The following is a 17,914-nucleotide window of genomic DNA, read 5'->3' as shown; positions in this document are numbered from 1 at the left end:
GACCGTGTGATCGAGCAGACCGATCCCACGGTCGAAGGCCGTCAGGCGTCGTCAGAGCCTCTCGGCGATCTGCTTGATGGCAGCAAGGCGACGGTCCCACTCGATGCCGATGGCATCGAGGCGACGGGCGACGGTGCTGAGCTCGGAGCCGACTACCCGATACTGGACCTCGCGCCCGGCCTGGACGGTCTCCACGAGACCGACCTCGTGCACGACGGCGAGGTGTTTGGCGATGGCCTGCCGGGTGATGGGCAGGCGCCGGGCGAGGGCGGACGCCGAGGCGTCGCCCTCGCCCAGGGCGGCAAGGATGCTCCATCGGCTCTCGTCGCCGAGCGCGCTGCACATCTCGACCACGGCCTGGTCGATGGGGGTGTCGATGCTCATGAGCCCTGGTCGAGGAGGGCGACCAGCTTGTCGAGTTCCTCGTCCCAGCCGCCACGATGGTCTGCCATGAGCCCCGTCGGGTCGCCGGTGTACTCGAAGCCCGTCTCGACGACGGTGAGCTGAGTGCCGCCGGGAGTCGCCTCTAGGGTGAAACGGAAGACAGTCGAACGCTGTTCGTCGACCGTCTCCGGCAGCGGTCCTTCCTCGTTGCACCAGCGGTAGGACACCTCCGACGGAGGGTCGAAAGTGTCGACCCGGATCGGCACTCTGCGTTCACCTGGCCAACCGATCGTACCGAGGGCGCCGACACCGGTACCGGTGAGAGTTATCTGGCCGAACCACTGCGAGATCAGCTCGGGCTCGGTGACGGTTCGCCAGACCTTTTCACGGGGCGCGTTGACATGGATGGTGCGGCGTACGCTGAAGGTGTCGGCCTCGATCTCGGCCAGCGGGTTCTGTGTGTTCTTCATGAGTTTCCTTTCTCTCGGTGTCGGCATCAGCTGATGGCGACGGGTTCTGGTTCCGGTGTCCGATCTGGTTCGGTCGAGGTTGAGGATGCGGGACGCAGCGAGCGGCTGGCGATCGCGGCGGCGACGGCGATGGCGGCGAGGATCGCACCGGGACCGGCGAGGCGTTCGACGCGGTGCTGCCACGGGGCGGTGATGCCTGCGCTGCACATGCCGAGGCAGAGGACCGCGAGAACCGCGACGACGGCGCTCGTCCCCCACTGGACCATTGCGATGAGTGACGCCGCGGAGCCGACGGCGCCGACTGTCAGGGCGCGTGCGGCACCGATGTCGGCGAACCTTCCACCAGCCAACGACCCGACTGCGGCGGCGATGCCGTAGCCCATCAGGCAGACTCCGATCCAAGGCCCCGAGACCTCGGCCACACCGCCCAGGAACGATGCCCGCCAGCCGACGGCTTCGCCGAGGAGGCGGCCCAACGGCACTCCCACCGCGCCGGAGACGGCGAACCCGGAGATCACCACCGCCATCGCTCGGCCAGCCCGTTCCGGGGGGTGTGCCGAGATGCTCGTGGTGGGCATGCTCGACCTCATGGCTGAGGACCTGGCCCCCATCACCAGCGTCCCCGTGAACAATGCGCCCAGCGCGATCGCCGCTCGTGAACCGCCCGTTACCGAACGCCCCCGTCGATGAGACATCTCTCCCCCAAGGAATCTGCAACCCAATGGTTGCATGCCACTCTGGCACGCCTCGCACTGAATAGCAACCCCAAGGTTGCACTACTGCCTTGGGTGACTTCGGGACTCCCCCTGGTGGTGTACCGGGTCAGCACGAGGGCGTTCAGCAACCGCCCGACCGAGCGGGCAGGCGACTCGAACTCCACGACATCTGTCATCAACGTGCCGTCGGCGACCGATTCGAATCGGGGCTGGTGCCGCCACCGCCGAAACGGCCCGTTCCCCGGCGAGCCTCAGACCTCGGAGCGGGGCTCCGGCACTCCGATGTCTGTCTCTGGCCAGAGCGATCCCGCAGCATGCCCCATGAGCAGCTTGGGGTAGTAGGACCAGGCGAACCATGGCGCGACGGTCGAGCTTCCCAGTGCACGGTCGAGAACTAGACCACCAACTGTCAGAGCCAGCCCCAGGCTGCGCCGATTGGTCGGGGAACGTCGGATGATGGCGGTGGACAGCATCATGTAGCCGTACTGGGCCGCAGCCCAGGCGACGACGTTGTCGCGGGCACCCACGCGATGATCCACCCAGGCGACCACGGCAGGATGTCCGTGCAGCGCTGCGAACCTGAGGTGATCGGCATCGTCCTGGCCGGCACGCTCGTACCATCGGACAGACGCGCGAGTGTTGTTCACATACGCGCCACCGATCAGGTCGGCAGCCAGTACGGCCATGGTCGTTGTCGACCCGCCGCCCGCTCCACTGCGCTTCGCCCACATCGCTGCCCCGACCAGTCCGACGACTGCGGACCCGAGGGCGATCGTGGTGTTCGCACGAGTGGCTTCGGGGCCCACCAGGTTCGCCCAGCCACGCTTGACGGACTCTGTCCATACGCTCATCGGTTGCCTCCAGAGGCGGTTCAAACGGTTGGGTGGCTCTCGGCGAGGTCCTGCGCGGCGGCGATCACCTCGGCAGAGTTGGTGATCATGGGGAGGTGCGCGCTGGCGATCTCGGTCACGCCGCTTGCACCGAGCTGCCCTGCGTAGCCTCGCTGCATACCGACGGTCAGCTCGGCATCATCGGTGGTGACGACGTACTTCCTGAGCGGCACCGCGCGCATCGCTTCGTGCCCCGTGGTGCGGGTGGTGAAGTACTTCACCGGCTCGGGTTCGAGGTCGGCGATCAACCGCTGCACGGTCTCCTCGTCGAGCCCCGCGGCGAGGCCCTTGCGGATCACTGACTCGGGCGGCTTGGTTCCCGCGACGCGGAGGATCAGAGGAAGCAGGATCTTGTTGGGGAACGGTAGCGACGAGGCGAAGGATGCACCGGACGCGGGGATCACGGCGGCGATTCCGAGCACTGCGTCCACTCGACCCGCGGCGAGACGTGCCAGCTCCGTGGCGACCACGCCTCCAGCAGAGTGCGCGACGACACCAAATGATCCCTCGGGAGCGGCGTCGAGAGCCGCTCGAGCGTACTCAGTTACGGTCCCTGAACCTGTCGCGGGGCGAGGGCCGACCACCGACGGGGTGGTGATCCCGGAACGAACCTCGTCCCAGATCCAAGCGGGTAGCCCGGCACCGGACAGGAAGAGAAGAGGAAGTGTCATACGCTTCAAACTACGGTCAGAGGCCGACAGGCAGGTGTCGGCATTAGGGTCGTGTTGTGGCGTTCTCCAGGTCGGCCGATCCGCATCTGACTCTCCGTCGGATCGAGCGACAGCACGCTCTCATCGAGCAACTGCGATGGCAGCGCGGCGTACCGAAGTCGGCACTCGCCTTGGCCCATGCTCTCGACGTGACCGCACGGACCGTCGAGCGCGATATCGCCCGGATGCGTGAGAGCGGCATCCCCATCCGCGTCCAGCGAGGCCCGGGAGGTGGCTATCTCTTGGATGTGCGGTCGAAGCTGGACCCCATCTCGCTCGAACCGGACGAGGTGGCGGCGCTGATCGTTGCCCTGGTTGCCCTCGGTCCCACAGCGACCGACTCGGCGAGGACAAGCATGCACAAGCTCACCCGGGCGCTGCTGCCCTCGGGGTAGCTGCGGCTCCGTCGCGCGTGTTCGACGATCGCGTCGGCATAACAGGGGGCACGTAGGATCGAGTCAGGAGCTGACCCTGGTTCCCCAATGATGGGAGACCGGATGTCCGGCGCTGTTTCATCCCTTTCCACCGCCACCAGCTCGTCGACCAGCACGCTGCTCACCCTCGGACTGCTCGCGGCATCCTCGATGGAGAACGAGCACCGGCTGCCGATCCACCCTCATCACCTCGATCTGATCGACCCGGATCTCCGTGCGCGGATGATCGTCGAGCGTGGCTACGGCGCTGACTTCCAGCTGGAGCCCGGCTACGTCGAGTCGCGGGTCGGCAAGGTCGCGGATCGCTCCGCGGTGATCGAGGCAGCTGACGTGCTGCTGCTTCCGAAACCGCAGGCGGCCGACGTGGCAGCGATCCCCGAGGGCGGTGTGCTGTGGGGATGGCCGCACTGCGTTCAGGACCCCGGGCTGACGCAGACGGCGATCGACCGCCGGCTCACGCTCATCGCATTCGAGGCGATGAACCACTGGAGCCGCCGCGGTGACTTCAGCCTGCATGTGTTCCACAAGAACAACGAGCTCGCCGGCTACTGCTCGGTGCTCCATGCCCTGAGCCTCATCGGATCCACGGGCATGTACGGGCCTCGTCGCAGCGCAGTCGTCATCGGCTTCGGTGCGACGGCACGGGGTGCGGTGACTGCGCTCACCGCGCAGGGGATCCATGACATCCAGGTCCTCACCCAGCGCGGCGTCGCGGCGGTCGGCTCCCCGATCCACGGCGCGCACATCGCCCAGCTCAACACCGGCGACGGCGAGACCCACCTCAGCGAGGTGCTCACGAAGGACGGCAACGTCCTGCTCCCCGAGTTCCTGGCCTCGCACGACATCGTCGTCAACTGCACGCTCCAGGACGTCGCAGAACCGTTGACCTATCTGCGTGCCGAGGATCTGGCGGGGTTCGCCCCGGGCAGCCTGATCGTCGACGTCTCGTGCGACGAGGGGATGGGGTTCGAGTGGGCGAAGCCCACCACATTCGACGAACCGATGTTCACGGTCGGCAACGGCGTCAACTACTACGCGGTCGACCACACCCCGTCATACCTGTGGAACACGGCCACCTGGGAGATCAGCGAGGCGCTGCTGCCGTTCCTGCGCACGGTCATGGAGGGACCGGCCGCGTGGGCGACTGACCTGACCGTCTCCCGGGCGATCGAGATCGACCACGGCGTGATCAGCAACCCGAGCATCCTGAGCTTCCAGGGACGCGACCCGGCCTATCCGCACATTCGCGCTGCCGAGGCGCTCAGTCGTTGAAGCGGAACTCCACCGTTCTGTCGCTGACCAACGTTTCGAACCGAGGCCGCTGAATATGATCGGATTGTTGTATGGAGATCGAGCGCATCGCCCCGATCCTGACCGTCGATGATCTCGCGACCGCCATCACCGAGCACACCGGCGTGCTCGGCATGCGGGTGGTCATGAACATGGGGTGGATTGCCTTCCTTGCCGACGACGCCGGCCACCAGATCGGATTGATGACCACTGACGCAACGGCCTCGGTCAACCCGGACGTCTCGATCTTCGTCGACGATGTCGAAGCTGCCCACGCCGCGGCAGTGACTGCGGGCGTTGAGATCGTGCACCCCCTGTCCACGGAAGAGTGGGGCGTGCGCCGATTCTTCTACCGCGACTCGTCCGGGCGGGTGATCAACGTCGGCACCCACACCTGACCGGGGAGGACTGCGAAGATGCTGCCCCTACGACTCATCCGAGCCGAAGCCCGGTCCTACGTCCGGTCCAAGCTTTGGGGTACGACAGGTGGCGGGTGCCGTCGCGGCGACTTCATGGCTCCGGGTCACTCGGGCCCGAGGGAGTCGGACGCCTCGATCCGGTGTGCGTGCCGCACCGACACCGAACCGGCGTACCCCTCGACGAAGCCGACCACCACGTCGTACTCATCCCCCGCGGTGGAGCGCAAGGGGAGCGTCCAGGAGTTGTCCGCCGCGTGGTGCTCCTCCGCGCGGAGTGACAGGGCGTCCGGGTCCACGGCGTACGCCGTCGCGGCCGCGCGCCGGGTGCGCTGGACCGCCGACTCCCGCGAAATCGGCGTCCGCTCCGGCTGGCCGACCACCTCCATCACGTCACGAAAGGCGCGGGACACACCGGCGTACGACGCCTCCGAGACGGCCGTTGTCCGGGGCCCGGTGTTCACCAGCAGCCCGATCTCGAGGGCACCCGGACTGGCGCCCCAACTGGTGTGCCATCGGTGCTGGTGCAGCGAGTAGTGCCGCCGCGCGTCGGCCCCGGCGTACAAGACTGGCTCCAGTGCGGCGAGGATCCCCCGCTCGTCGAGGACATCCTCGCCTCCCCCGCCGTCCGGCTCTGGGACCGACAGGTCGAGCAAGTACTGCCGATCCACCTGCTCGTCCGGGCTGGCCCGATAGCCGACCTGGACCCGCACCGAGTCCACCCGGCCGAGAGTCAGCAGCGAACGCGAGTCATCGATCGCACCGTTAGTCATCTCTCCAGACTTCTCCTGGTCCCCACCAGGGTCAAGCGCCAGACCGTGCGCCGAGTGCTTCGCGAAGCTGTCTCGAGGCGGATCGCGGGGTAGCGCCCGCCCGCCAGATGGCGAGCAGCAGATCCGCCCGCGGCCGGCCAGGCTCGGTCCAACTCGGCCCGAGTCCTGCCTGGCGGAGCACGTCGATCAGGTCGTCGTCGGCTGCCGTACGCGCTTCGGCCCAGGCCAGCGCGTACGCCTCATCGACCCGGTTCAAGGCCGTCTCGGTCTCTACGATCGCAGGCGACACCGCGACCACGGCTCGGGACTCCTGTCGGTGACGCAGGAACGCGATGAGGAAGTAGACCAAGGCACCTGCCCAGCTGAAGACCAGCACCATCACGATGTCGAGGACGTCCAGCCCACTCATGCGTCCCCGGGCAGAGATACTGCGGACGATCAGGACCAGCGCGACGATCGTCGGCACCCACCACAGCGCCACAAGCGCGACGATCCACATCACCTCAACCTGGCCAACCATCGCAACTCCACTCCGTCAGCCGAGACTAGCGGTGGCCAGCAGGCGGCTGCAGACGTTGACGCGGAACTCCACGACATGGACGAGTACGCCTCTGAGCTGGCCATCGACGGCCAGATCTTCCCCGGGGTCCAAGCAGAAGCAGAAGGTGCCGCGACCTTGACTGGCAAGCAACGTGGGAGCCCTGAGGTCAGTCCATGCCTTCGATGATGCGGAAGTCGCGCTCGACGCCGTCGGAGAGGGCGGCCAGCGCCTCCTGGTAGGCCGCACTCTCGTGCGCCGCGACGGCCTGCTCGAAGCTGTCGAACTCGATCAGGACGGTGCGCTCGGCGATTCCGGCGTCATGCGCCACGACCCGACTGCCACGGCTGAGGACCCGACCGCCCCCGGCCTTGACGGCCTGCGGGGCCAGCTTGTTGTAAGCGGCCAGCTTCTCAGGGTCGGAAATGGTGCGGTACGCGCTGACCCAGTAGCCCTTGGGCATGGAACCTCCAGTGTTGGGTTGAGTGCATCTGACGTACGGGTAGCGCAGCACGCCACCCGGCGGCCGATCCGGTCCGTCGCTCAGACGTTGAAGCGGAACTCCACGACGTCGCCGTCGGCCATGACGTAGTCCTTGCCCTCCATGCGTACCTTGCCGAGGTCGCGGGCCTTGGCTACGGAGCCGGCGGAGATGAGGTCGTCGTAGGAGACGATCTCGGCCTTGATGAAGCCCTTCTGGAAGTCGGTGTGGATGACACCGGCGGCCTCGGGGGCGGTGGCGCCCTTGGGGATCTCCCAGGCGCGTACTTCCTTGGGGCCGGCGGTGAGGTAGGTCTGCAGGCCGAGGGTGTCGAAGCCGACGCGGGCCAGGATGTCCAGGCCGGGCTCCTCGACGCCGGCGTCGGCCAGGAACTCGCGGGCCTCGTCCTCGTCGAGCTCGACCAGCTCGGACTCGAACTTCGCGTCCAGGAAGATCGCCTCGGCGGGGGCGACCAGCTCGCGCATCGAGTCCTTCAGGGCCTCGTCGGCGAGCTCGTCGGAGTCGCAGTTGAAGACGAAGATGTAGGGCTTGGCGGTGAGCAGCATCAGGTCGCGGATCAGCGCGCGGTCGATCTTCGTGGCGATGATCGGGGTGCCGGCCTCGAGGGCCTCCTTGGCCTCGACCGCGGCGGCGAGGTTGGCCTTGAGGTCGGGAGCCTTGCGCGACTCCTTCTCCAGCCGCGGGATCGCCTTCTCGACCGTCTCCAGGTCGGCGAGGATCAGCTCGGTCTGGATGGTGGAGATGTCGTTGGCGGGCTCGACCTTGCCGTCGACGTGGGTGACGTCGTCGTCACGGAAGACCCTGGTGACCTGGCAGATCGCGTCGGACTCACGGATGTGGGAGAGGAACTTGTTGCCCAGGCCCTCACCCTGCGAGGCGCCGCGCACGATGCCGGCGATGTCGACGAACTGCACCGTGGCCGGCAGCAGCTTCTGGGACCCGTAGATCTTCGCCAGCTCGGGCAGCCGCTCGTCGGGCACCCCGACGACACCGACGTTGGGCTCGATGGTGGCGAACGGGTAGTTCGCCGCGAGTACGTCGTTCTTGGTCAGAGCGTTGAAGAGGGTCGACTTGCCCGCGTTGGGAAGTCCCACGATGCCGATGGTGAGTGCCACGATCGACAATCCTATGGTCGTACGCCGACCACGGCCGAAACGCGGCCGCGCGACTCGGTCACGTGGTACGCCTCCGTAATCGCCGATCCCGAATTCCGACGGTAAAGGGACCTCACCCAATAGGCTCGCGCCCGTGAACGCCCCCGATGCACCACAGCGACTGCGCGAGCCCGCACATCAGGTCTCAGAGCGCGCACCGGCGTACTGGCGTACGGCGGAGGCGATCGGCGCCGTGATCTGGCTGGCCCTCGCGGTGGGTGCGATCGTGGCGGCGGTCCTCGTCCCGGAGGGCTTCTGGACGTGGATCCTCTGGCTCGTCGCCGTGGTCTTCGTCCTGGCACCGGTGCCGGGGCTGACCTTCGTGCCCTCGATCCGGTTCCGGATCCACCGGTGGGAGGTGACCGACATCGCCGTCCATGTACGCCACGGGTGGATCACGGTCGTCGACGAGATCGTGCCGCTCTCCCGAGTACAGACGGTCGACTCGACCCAAGGGCCGCTGATGCGGCGGTTCGGGCTGCGTACGGTCAAGGTCTCCACCGCCTCCTCCGCAGGCATCGTCCAGATCGCCTGCCTCGACGACGCGCTGGCGCTCGAGGTCGTCGCGAAGCTGGTGGCGATCACCGCGGCGACGCCTGAGGACGCGACGTGAGCACGCCCGAGGTCCCTGACGTTCCTGAGATTCGCGAGGTCTCTGAGATCCCTGAGGTACCTGACGCTCCTGTCGTTCCGGACGCGGAGTGGCAGCGGCTGGCCGGCTGGACCGCGGTCGTCAGCCCGCTGTCGACGCTGCGCCAGGCGATCATCCCGGCCGCGATCGGTGCCTTCGGTGCCGGGCAGGCGAACGTGTTCATCGGTCTGCTGGTCGCGGCCGGCATCGCGGTGGTCGCTGCCCTGGCCGGCATGGTCCCGTGGCTGACCACGAGCTATCGGGTGACGCCGACCCACCTGGAGGTACGCAAGGGTCTGCTCAACCGCACCACCCTGACCGCGCGGCTCGACCGCGTGCGTAGCGTCGACCTGAGCTCGACGCTCATCCACCGCGCGCTCGGGGTCACCAAGGTCAATGTCGGCACCGGGGTCGACGAGGGCCAGATCACCCTCGACTCGCTGACCAAGGACGCCGCCGCCCGGCTGCGACGCGAGCTCCTGCACGCGGCCCCAGCGACATCGACATCCGCGCCATCCGCGTCCGCCGTGCCCTCAGCTGAAGGTTCATCGCCAGAGACCGAGCCCGCCGAGGCCCCGTCCGAAGGCGAGGTCATCGCCAGACTCGACTGGTCCTGGATCAGGTACGCCCCGCTCAACCTCAAGAACCTTGCGATCGCGGTCGGCGGTCTGGGTGCGGTCTTCGGTGCCTTCTCCGACCTGATCCCGTGGGGGTCCTTCGGAGTCCGGGTCACCAACGGCGAGGTCAACGGCGTCCCGGTCGACGAGGTCGTACGCATGCTGTTCATCGCCATCCCGATCGCGATCGTCGGGGCGGCCGCGGTGTGGGCGATCGGGTCGTGCGTCGGCTACGCGGTGCGTTGGTGGGACCTCCAGGTCGTGCGCGAGCAGGGCCGGGAGGGCACCACGCTGCGGCGCAGCTTCGGCCTGACCAGCACCCGCGCGACGACGGTCGAAGAAGCGAAGGTACGCGGCGCCACCTCCACCGTCGGCCCGCTGATCGGCCTGGCCGGCGGCGCCGACCTCAACCTGCTGACGACCGGGCTCGACGACAACTCCCCCGCGGTGTTGCCGACCGCCCCGGAGCAGGTCGTCTCCGAGGTCGGCACCGACATCCTCGGCGAGGATGCGTTCTCGGCGGCGCTCACCGGCCATGGGCCACGGCCACGCCGGCGCTACTGGTTCCGGGCGGTCGTCGCCACCGTCGTGTGGACGCTCGTCGCGCTGGTCCCGACCGTGCTGATCGGCGTCTTCGGCGACGTCTGGCTCTGGTGGATCCCGGTCGCCATGCTGGTGCTGGCCCTCGTTCTCGGGCTGCTCGGTGCCGAGCTGCGTCACCGCCACCTCGGCCACGCGCTCACCGACCGCTACCTGGTGGTCCGCTCCGGCTCCTACACCGCCGTACGCACCGCCCTGCAGACCGACGGAATCATCGGCTGGCGGGTCAGGCAGACCTTCTTCGACCGCCGCATCGGCCTGGCCCAGGTCACCGCGATGACCGCGGCCGGACAGGAGCACGTCGACATCCCGGACGTGCCGCTCGAGACGGCCGTCGCCCTCACGGCGGCGGCCACGCCGCGTACGGTCTCGGAGTTCGTCGAATAACCCGTTCCGCTACGGACAGGCTTCGGTGGATGATCCGGCCATGACTATCCAGATCCGCCACCTCACCTTCGACTGCGCCGACCCCCGCAAGCTCGGGGAGTTCTGGTCGGCCGTCACCGGCTGGCACCTCTTCTACGACGAGGACCCCGAGGTGATCGTCGCCCGCAGCTTCCCGTCGAAGGAGCTGATGTTCCTCTTCGTCCCGGTGCCCGAGGCGAAGTCCGCGAAGAACCGGGTCCACATCGACATCAAGCCGGAGGACACCACCCGTGACGAGCTCGTCGAGCGCGCGCTCTCACTCGGCGCGACCATCTTCGGTGACCACCGCAAGGAGGACGGAACCGGCTTCGTCGCGCTCCGCGACCCCGAGGGCAACGAGTTCTGCATCGAGCGCGGCGAGCACGAGATGACCTCGAGCGGTCCGATGACGATCGGCCTCAAGATCTGACCTCAGCGGGCGAGCACCCCGACCCGTCCGCCCGCACCGGCGGCCCAGCAGACACCTCGGGCGCAGTCGACGGTGTGGAAGCGGGTCTGGGTGGCGCCGAACGGCTTCCAGGAACGGCCGTTGTCGTGGCTGATGTCGCTGCCGTTGGGGCCGACGGCGATCGCGGTGCGGCCGCCGATCCAGGCGACTGCTTCGCGGTATCCGCCCAGGTCGGAGTCGGAGTTGGTCCAGGTGCGACCACCGTCGGTCGAGTACGCGGCGCGGTCGACGCCGTCATCCTCGAGGCCGAAGTCGCCACCGACCGCGATCCCCTGGCGAGGGTTGCGGAAGCCGAGCCCGAAGACGCCGGCGGCCTCGCCGGTCGCGATCGTGGAGTCGGCGGCGGACCAGGAACGACCACCGTCGTGGGTGGCGTAGATCTTCGCGGCGGCGCCGCCCCCGCCGATCCAGGCGTCGCGCGCCCCCGCGGTGACCAGGCAGGTCCCGCTGGCCGAGTAGCCGAACTCGCCCGGCGCGACCAGGCCGCGCGTGTCGGCGATCGTCCAGGTGTCGCCGCCGTCGGAGGTCGTGATGATGCGCCACTCGCCGTCGACCGGGTCGCTCATCGCGATCCCGCGCTTGCCGCCGGGCCAGAAGTCGACGCAGTTGTAGAACGCGGCCGGCTCCGCGGACCGGAACGTCTCGGTCCAGGTGGCTCCGCCGTCGACGGTCTTGTAGATCCGGCTCGCCTCGCCCTCGCCGATGGAGAGCACCACGGCCTCCCTCGCAGAGCTTGCTTCGACGTCTCGGAAGAGGAGCCCGTCTGATCCTGGCGGCGAGACCTCGTCCCAGGTCCGGCCGCCATCGGTCGTACGGAACACTCCCCCGCCATCCCCGCCGACCCACGCGGTCTTCGCGTCGACGGCGTCCAGCGCCCGGAACCCCTGTGTCGTATCCACGTTCACAGACGTCCAGTCGTACGCACCCCCTGACTGCACTGACTGCACAGCCTGCGCCGCCGGCGCGAACGTGAGGGTGGTGAGAGCGAGAGTGGCCGCCGCTGCGGCTCCGACAACGATGCGCACGAAGGTTCACCTTGGCCCTGCGAGGCCGTTCTGTCCACCGATCCGGCAAAACTCGTCCGCCGAATCGGCGGCAACGGCAGGCGAATCTGCAGTTGTGGACGACGAAAGTCGAGTTTCGTCCTCCACAAGTGCAGATTCGGCGGGCCAGATGTGCGGACTCGGGAATTTTCTTCCGTGACCGGTTGGTAGCCCCTAGAGTGAATCGCCGTGCCGCGTACCAGCGGTGCAGATGGGGAGGTTGTCATGAGCAGAACGACACTGACCAGACGCGGAAGGTTGGCGGCTGCGGGACTCGCGGCCGCGGTGGCGGTGGCGATGCCGTACGCAGCAACGCACGCCGCCGAGCCGGATCCGCCCGCGACGACCGCCACCAAGAAGCCGACGCAGCACGGCCAGATCGTCTCGCTGATGCGCCACATGTCGCTGCAGCAGAAGGTCGGCCAGCTCTTCGTGATCGAGGTCTACGGACGCGACGCCAACACCGTCAGCGACACGGCGAAGGCCGGCAACCAGAGGCTCTACGGGGTGGACACCCCGGCGCAGGCGATCGCCAAGTACCAGCCCGGCGGGGTCATCTACTTCACGACCCGCGGCCCCGACAACATCGGTGACGCGGCCCAGGTGGCGACGCTCTCCAACGGTCTCCAGCGCGCCGCGCTGCAGCAGCGGCCCAAGATCCCGCTCAACATCGCTGTCGACCAGGAGGGCGGCGCGCTCGTGGCCCGCTTCGGTCCGGCCAGCGGCGCCACCCAGATGCCCGGCCAGATGGCGCTGGGCGCCGGCGGCTCGACCGAGGACGCAGCCCGATCGGCCGAGGTGATCGGCACCGAGCTGGCCGCCGTCGGGGTCACCCAGGACTACGCGCCCGTCGCCGACGTCAACCTCAACCCCAACAACCCGGTGATCGGGATCCGCTCGCCCGGAGCCGACTCCGCCGCGGTCTCCGACATCGTCTCCGCCGAGGTCGGCGGCTTCGACGACGGTGACCTCTCCTCGATCGCCAAGCACTTCCCGGGCCACGGCGACACCGGCACCGACAGCCACTACGGCCTGCCCGAGGTGACCCACAGCCGCGAGGAGCTCGAGGCGATCGACCTGCCGCCCTTCGAGGCCGCCATCGACGCCGGGATCGACGCGATCATGACGGCTCACGTGACCGTGCCCGCGATCGACCCGAGCGGCGAGCCGGCCACCATGTCCGAGCCGATCCTCACCGGTCTGCTCCGTGAGGAGATGGGCTTCGACGGCCTGATCGTGACCGACGCCCTCGACATGCAGGGCGCGAGCGCGACGTACCCGCCCGACGTCGCTCCGGTCGAGGCGTTCCTCGCCGGCGCCGACCAGCTGCTCATCCCGCCGCAGATGGGCACGGCGTACGCCGCGGTCCTCGACGCCGTCAAGAACGGCACCATCTCGCGCAAGCGGCTCGACGAGTCGGTCTACCGGATCCTGAAGCACAAGCTCGACAACGAGATCTTCAAGAGTCCGTACGTCGACCCGGCTGCCGCTCCGGCGGTCTTCAGCAACCCGGCGCACAAGGCCGACGCCCAGGCGATCTCCGACCGCACCACCACGTTGGTGAAGAACGACGACGGCCTGCTGCCGCTGGCGCCCGGGGCGAAGAACGTCCTGGTCGCGGGCTGGGGCGTGGACACGACGGCGGGCATCGCGGCCGGGCTCCAGAAGCGCGGCGCGACGACCCAGGTGCTGCAGTCAGGCACCACTCCGACCGACGCGCAGATCGATGCCGCGGTCGCGGCTGCCGCGGGCAAGGATCTGGTGGTGATTCCGACCAACAACGCCTGGCAGATCAACCCGGCGACCGGCCAGCCGACACCGGCGGCCGTGGCCCAGACCAAGCTGGTCAAGGCGCTGCTCGCCACCGAGGTCCCGGTGATCGTGACCGCGATGCGCAACCCCTACGACGTCACGTCCTTCCCCGAGGCGGCAACGGTTCTCGACACCTACGGCTACACCTCCCACCAGCTCGAGTCGCTGGTGCGGGTGCTCTACGGCGAGGTGAACCCGAGCGGCAAGCTCCCGGTGGAGATCCCGGATCTCTTCCCGCTCGGCCACGGGCTGTCCTACTAGGAACCCCATGAGAGCGGCCCTCCCGGGAAACCGGGAGGGCCGCTCTCATGCTGCTGGTGGATCAGGAGCCGTACAGCGCCCGGATCCCGGCCGCGTCGGAGGCCTGGAACTCCAGGTCCTCCGAGCCACCGTTGCACTGCGGGTAGTGCATGATCGAGGACGAGTCGTACGGCGTCAGCGCACGCCAGTTGTTGTCCTCGAAGCAGGTCGCCGACTCCGGCCGGGTGTGCTCGTGGCGGAACCCGAGGGTGTGACCGAGCTCGTGGCCGAGGATGTCACCCGCCTCCCAGTTGCCCGACGAGAAGATCGAGTCGTCGATGAGCACGTTGCGCGAGCGCTTCGAGGTCGACGGGAAGAACGCCCGCGCGATGTACTGCGAGGTGCTCACCGGCTCGACCGAGAAGAGCACGTTGGAGTTGCGGGTGTTGCAGGACGCGTCCTGGGCGGGGACGTAGATGAACTCGACCGCCGAGCTGGCCGCCTCCCACATACCCTCGCCCTGCGCCATCGCCGTCACGATGGCGGCCTTGTCGGTGCCGAACTTGTTCGAGACACAGTAGGTGAGGTTGAGCGCCTGGGAGGCCGACCACTTGTCGTCCTTCCCGCTGACGGTGTTGACGATGAGGCCGTCCTCGGGGACGTGCTTCGGCGCCGAGACCATCGACTCGTAGAACTTGTGCAGGTCACCCTGGTTGGAGACGACCTCGTCGCCGTTGACGACGTACTGACCGTCGAAGTCGACGTACGTGGACGCCTCGAACTCCTTGTAGCTCGGTGCCTCTTGGGCGAATGCGGGAACCATCGACGCAGTCAGCGCCGCGGCACCCGCAGCCGCGGCGATCATCATGGGAATACGAACTCGCATAGCTCTTCCTCCTGGATTTGTGAACGGCCGCCGGCGATTGACGCCGGCAGCCACAGGAGATTCAAGCGTTGCGACTAGGGATGGGCTATAGAAACTTCGGTGAAATTGCCGTTGAACAGGCAAAACTTTCGAGTCGAATTCCTACGTTTGCCATCAGGAGCGTCACGGAGCGGGCCAGATCACCTTGTCGTTGTCGTCGACGACCGCCTCCGCGAAGGACGTGTCGAACCAGGAGGCGGCCTGCTCGGGCGTGACCTTCTGACCTGCGTACGCCGTCACGACCCCGGCCAGCGCCGCGACGTTGTCGGGGTCGATCGATCCGAACTTGCCGGGGAGCGGGTTGTCGGCCGCGACCGCGACCTCGGTGCGCCAGATGGCCGTCTCGTGCGTCTCGTCGGACTCGGCGCCGGCCAGATCGTGCTGGTAGCCGATGCACTCCTCGACGTGGTCGTCGGCGGCGCAGTAGGTGTAGGCCTTGAAGACGGCCCGGAGGAAGTCCTCGACGGCGGTGGGGTGCTTCTCGGCCCAGGCCGGGTTGACGGAGTAGGCGCCGAGGGAACCGGGCACCTCGAAGTCGGTCGGCTCCCAGACCGTGACCTCCTCGCCGGCCTCCTTCAGCTGGTTGGGCTCGTTGGAGACGAACCCGACCAGCGCATCGACCTGGCCGCGCGGCAGCACGCCGGGGTCGTAGCCGACCTTGACCTGCTTCACCTTCGCCATGTCGACGCCGGCCTCGGCGAGCATCGCCTGCACGCCGACCGGGACCCAGCCCTTGTGGCCGAGGGTCTTGCCCTCGAGCTGCTTCAGGTCGGTGATCTCGGTGCCGGTCATCAGCACGTCGAGACCGGCGTTGGAGTAGGACGAGACGCCGAGCACCTTCAGCCCACTCGCGTTGGAGGTCATGATGTCCTGCTCGGAGAGCGGCCCGACCTGCACCTTCCCGGCGGCGATCAGCTTGGCGTTCTGGGAGACGTCGCCCGAGCCCGGCTGGAGCTCGACGTCGAGGCAGAGATCTTTGAAATAGCCCAGCTGATCTGCGGCGATGGCCTCCATGATCGAGGCCGACGCCTGCCAGTAGTAGCCCGACATGTAGGTGATCCTGCCGGCCTTCTCGTTCTGCTCGCAGCGCTCGGCCGAGACCGCGCTCCCCTGCTCACCCGCGGAGTCCTGCGAGGACCCGCAGGCGGTCAGCGCACCGAGCAGGACGACCGCCGACGTGAGGGCAGCGGCGAACGGACGTACGCGAGACATGAAGGGCTCCTTCAACTCAGGTCAGGACTCGTGCCAGTGGAGCACTCGACGCTCGGCGAGCGTCACGAGCCAGAACAGCAACGACCCGAGCGTCGCGAGGACGAAGATCGCTGCCCACACCGTAGCCAGTCTGTTCTGCGAGCTGGCCACCTGTATCACGCTGCCGAGGCCGTCGGCCGACCCCGCGGCGGAGAGCTCGGCCACGACGGCGCCGATCATCGACAGCGGGAAGACGATCCGGAGCGACGCGAAGACGTAGGGCAGCGAGGCGGGCACCCGCAGGTGGCGCAGCACCTCCAGCCGGCTCGCGGCCACGGTGCGGTAGACCTGCAGCACCGGCGAGGGCACCGCCCGCAGCCCGGTCGCCACGTTGATCAGGATCGGGAAGAAGCAGACCAGCGCGGTCAGGACCACCTTCGGCCCCATCCCGAAACCGAGCGCGACCACGAGCAGCGGCGCGATCGCCACCAGCGGCGTCACCGAGAGCACGACGGCCACCGGCATCACCGCCCGCCGCACCACCGCGATCTCGCTCACTACTACGGCGAGGGCGAAGGCGGCGACGAAGCCGATCCCGAGCCCCACCAGTGCCTCGCTGAGGGTGACCAGAGTGTTGCTCAGGAAGTAGCCGGGGTCCTCGGCCAGCACGCTCGCGATGTCGCCGAGCGGCGCGAACAGGTAGGGCATCCGCCGCGCGCCCAGCTCCCAGGCAAGCCCGAGCACCACGACGAGAAGGACGAACGGGAGCCAGTAGCGCGGGCGGAGCAGCCGGGTGCGGCGGCGCAGGCGGCGCGCGGCGAGCTGCTCGGAGGTGGGGACGACCAGATGTGGCCGCTGCCGAGGGGCCGGCTGCGTACCTGAGTCCAGGGTCACGAGACGACCTCTCCGTGGCTGAAGGCGTCCCTCAGGCTGCCCCGGAGGGCGAGCTCGTAGGCGTGGAACTCCGGCGAGGTGAGGAGCTCCTGGTGGCGGGGGCGGGGCAGGTCGATGTCGATGACGTCGGTGATCCGGCCAGGTCGCGGGGCCATCACCACGACCTTGTCGGACAGCCTGACCGCCTCGGAGATCGAGTGGGTGACGAAGACGACCGTCGCGCGGGTCTGCTCCCACAGCTCCAGCAGCTGCTCCTGGAGCGCCTCGCGGGTGAACTCGTCGAGCGCACCAAAGGGCTCGTCGAGAAGGAGTACGTCGGGGCGCAGCCCGAAGGCGCGTACGATCGCGGTCCGCTGCTTCATGCCGCCCGACAGCTCGGCGGGGAGCTTGTGGAGCGACTCCCCCAGGCCGACCTCGCGCAGCATCTCCTCGAGGTCGGGACGGCCGCGGTCGCTGCGGCGGTTGGCCCCGCGCCGATTGACCTTGTGCGGCAGGGTCACGTTGCCGAGCACGCTCAGCCAAGGCAGCAGCGCCGGAGACTGCGGCACGAACCCGAAGGCCTTCGCCTCGGCCGCCTCCTTCGGGGTCAGACCGCACACGGTGATCTTCCCGGCGTCGGCCGACTCCTGCCCGCTGATCAGCCGCAACAGCGTCGACTTGCCGCAACCCGAGGGCCCGATGATGCTCACGAACGTGCCGGGATCGATGGTCAGATCGATGTCGTCGAGGGCGATCAGCTCGGCGAGATCTGCCTGCTCGTAGAGACGACGGACCCCATGCATCTCGATCGTCGCGCTGCCCACGCCTCAA

The 17,914-nt window shown here is 68.2% G+C and carries 21 protein-coding genes; 7 read left to right on the top strand and 14 right to left on the bottom strand.

The genetic code is table 11. The features are described from left to right. Positions 1-51: 51 nt before the first annotated feature. From OG801_RS21845 to OG801_RS21825, 5 genes are all read right to left on the bottom strand, one after another. Positions 52-384, bottom strand: coding sequence for an ArsR/SmtB family transcription factor (locus OG801_RS21845; RefSeq protein ID WP_406031333.1), 333 nt, complete (start codon positions 382-384; stop codon positions 52-54). After that, positions 381-854, bottom strand: coding sequence for an SRPBCC domain-containing protein (locus OG801_RS21840; protein ID WP_406031331.1), 474 nt, complete (start codon positions 852-854; stop codon positions 381-383). Before OG801_RS21840 ends, OG801_RS21845 begins: the two co-directional genes overlap by 4 nt. Positions 855-880: 26 nt before the next feature. Beyond that, positions 881-1,432 carry a hypothetical protein gene (locus OG801_RS21835; protein ID WP_355018515.1) on the bottom strand — a complete coding sequence of 184 codons (552 nt, stop codon included), beginning with the start codon at positions 1,430-1,432 and terminating at the stop codon, positions 881-883. Between the two features lie 389 nt (positions 1,433-1,821). Next, a complete protein-coding gene (locus tag OG801_RS21830) occupies positions 1,822-2,421 on the bottom strand; it encodes a hypothetical protein (protein WP_406031329.1) in 600 nt (199 codons plus the stop codon). Positions 2,422-2,441: 20 nt separating this feature from the next. Continuing rightward, a complete protein-coding gene (locus OG801_RS21825; protein WP_406031327.1) occupies positions 2,442-3,131 on the bottom strand; it encodes an alpha/beta hydrolase in 690 nt (229 codons plus the stop codon). A 56-nt stretch (positions 3,132-3,187) separates the two neighbouring features. Between OG801_RS21825 and OG801_RS21820 the strand changes: the two genes are divergently transcribed. The 3 genes from OG801_RS21820 to OG801_RS21810 all read left to right on the top strand — a co-directional run bounded on the left by OG801_RS21820 (position 3,188) and on the right by OG801_RS21810 (position 5,292). Then, complete coding sequence (locus OG801_RS21820) at positions 3,188-3,565, top strand: HTH domain-containing protein (RefSeq protein ID WP_355018512.1); 378 nt, start codon at positions 3,188-3,190, stop codon at positions 3,563-3,565. A gap of 102 nt (positions 3,566-3,667) precedes the next feature. Then, complete coding sequence (locus OG801_RS21815; RefSeq protein WP_406031324.1) at positions 3,668-4,876, top strand: N(5)-(carboxyethyl)ornithine synthase; 1,209 nt, start codon at positions 3,668-3,670, stop codon at positions 4,874-4,876. A gap of 71 nt (positions 4,877-4,947) precedes the next feature. Further along, complete coding sequence (locus OG801_RS21810) at positions 4,948-5,292, top strand: VOC family protein (protein ID WP_350662469.1); 345 nt, start codon at positions 4,948-4,950, stop codon at positions 5,290-5,292. 125 nt (positions 5,293-5,417) lie between these two features. Here OG801_RS21810 and OG801_RS21805 read toward each other — a convergent pair whose 3' ends face one another. From OG801_RS21805 to ychF, 4 genes are all read right to left on the bottom strand, one after another. Further along, positions 5,418-6,083, bottom strand: a complete 666-nt coding sequence (locus tag OG801_RS21805) for a hypothetical protein (protein ID WP_406031322.1) — start codon at positions 6,081-6,083, stop codon at positions 5,418-5,420. 31 nt (positions 6,084-6,114) lie between these two features. Continuing rightward, on the bottom strand, positions 6,115-6,603 hold the full coding sequence (locus OG801_RS21800) for a hypothetical protein (RefSeq protein WP_406031321.1): 489 nt from the start codon (positions 6,601-6,603) through the stop codon (positions 6,115-6,117). Between the two features lie 187 nt (positions 6,604-6,790). Continuing rightward, entirely contained in the window at positions 6,791-7,084 is a 294-nt protein-coding gene (locus OG801_RS21795) for a DUF1330 domain-containing protein (protein WP_406031319.1), read from the bottom strand. Between the two features lie 80 nt (positions 7,085-7,164). Then, positions 7,165-8,238 carry a redox-regulated ATPase YchF gene (gene ychF, locus OG801_RS21790; protein WP_355018506.1) on the bottom strand — a complete coding sequence of 358 codons (1,074 nt, stop codon included), beginning with the start codon at positions 8,236-8,238 and terminating at the stop codon, positions 7,165-7,167. A 133-nt stretch (positions 8,239-8,371) separates the two neighbouring features. On the opposite strand from ychF, the gene OG801_RS21785 reads away from it, so the two are divergent. Genes OG801_RS21785 through OG801_RS21775 form a run of 3 tightly spaced genes read left to right on the top strand, consistent with a single transcriptional unit; the run spans position 8,372 to position 10,960 of the window. Continuing rightward, complete coding sequence (locus OG801_RS21785; RefSeq protein ID WP_406031317.1) at positions 8,372-8,890, top strand: PH domain-containing protein; 519 nt, start codon at positions 8,372-8,374, stop codon at positions 8,888-8,890. Next, a complete protein-coding gene (locus tag OG801_RS21780) occupies positions 8,887-10,512 on the top strand; it encodes a PH domain-containing protein (RefSeq protein ID WP_406031315.1) in 1,626 nt (541 codons plus the stop codon). The genes OG801_RS21785 and OG801_RS21780 overlap by 4 nt, the downstream gene beginning before the upstream one ends. A 40-nt stretch (positions 10,513-10,552) precedes the next feature. Then, entirely contained in the window at positions 10,553-10,960 is a 408-nt protein-coding gene (locus OG801_RS21775; protein WP_355018503.1) for a VOC family protein, read from the top strand. 2 nt (positions 10,961-10,962) lie between these two features. On the opposite strand, the gene OG801_RS21770 is transcribed toward OG801_RS21775, so the two are convergent. Continuing rightward, on the bottom strand, positions 10,963-12,024 hold the full coding sequence (locus OG801_RS21770; protein WP_406031313.1) for a WD40/YVTN/BNR-like repeat-containing protein: 1,062 nt from the start codon (positions 12,022-12,024) through the stop codon (positions 10,963-10,965). A gap of 243 nt (positions 12,025-12,267) precedes the next feature. On the opposite strand from OG801_RS21770, the gene OG801_RS21765 reads away from it, so the two are divergent. Beyond that, complete coding sequence (locus tag OG801_RS21765; protein ID WP_406031311.1) at positions 12,268-14,115, top strand: glycoside hydrolase family 3 protein; 1,848 nt, start codon at positions 12,268-12,270, stop codon at positions 14,113-14,115. 61 nt (positions 14,116-14,176) lie between these two features. Here the strand turns inward: OG801_RS21765 and OG801_RS21760 are convergent, their stop codons facing one another. From OG801_RS21760 to OG801_RS21745, 4 genes are all read right to left on the bottom strand, one after another. Next, positions 14,177-14,980 (bottom strand): M57 family metalloprotease, encoded by an 804-nt coding sequence (locus OG801_RS21760; RefSeq protein ID WP_355018500.1) that lies wholly within the window; start codon positions 14,978-14,980, stop codon positions 14,177-14,179. A gap of 162 nt (positions 14,981-15,142) precedes the next feature. Continuing rightward, positions 15,143-16,231 (bottom strand): ABC transporter substrate-binding protein, encoded by a 1,089-nt coding sequence (locus OG801_RS21755; RefSeq protein ID WP_406031308.1) that lies wholly within the window; start codon positions 16,229-16,231, stop codon positions 15,143-15,145. Positions 16,232-16,252: 21 nt separating this feature from the next. Then, complete coding sequence (locus OG801_RS21750; RefSeq protein WP_406031307.1) at positions 16,253-17,104, bottom strand: ABC transporter permease; 852 nt, start codon at positions 17,102-17,104, stop codon at positions 16,253-16,255. After that, positions 17,101-17,907 (bottom strand): ABC transporter ATP-binding protein, encoded by an 807-nt coding sequence (locus OG801_RS21745; protein ID WP_406031305.1) that lies wholly within the window; start codon positions 17,905-17,907, stop codon positions 17,101-17,103. The genes OG801_RS21750 and OG801_RS21745 overlap by 4 nt, the downstream gene beginning before the upstream one ends. Between the last annotated feature and the right edge of the window lie 7 nt (positions 17,908-17,914).

Source organism: Nocardioides sp. NBC_00163 (genome assembly GCF_045206295.1).
Taxonomy (GTDB): Bacteria; Actinomycetota; Actinomycetes; order Propionibacteriales; family Nocardioidaceae; genus Nocardioides.
Note: the sequence above shows the minus strand (reverse complement) of the source record. Positions and strands in the feature narration are given on the sequence as shown.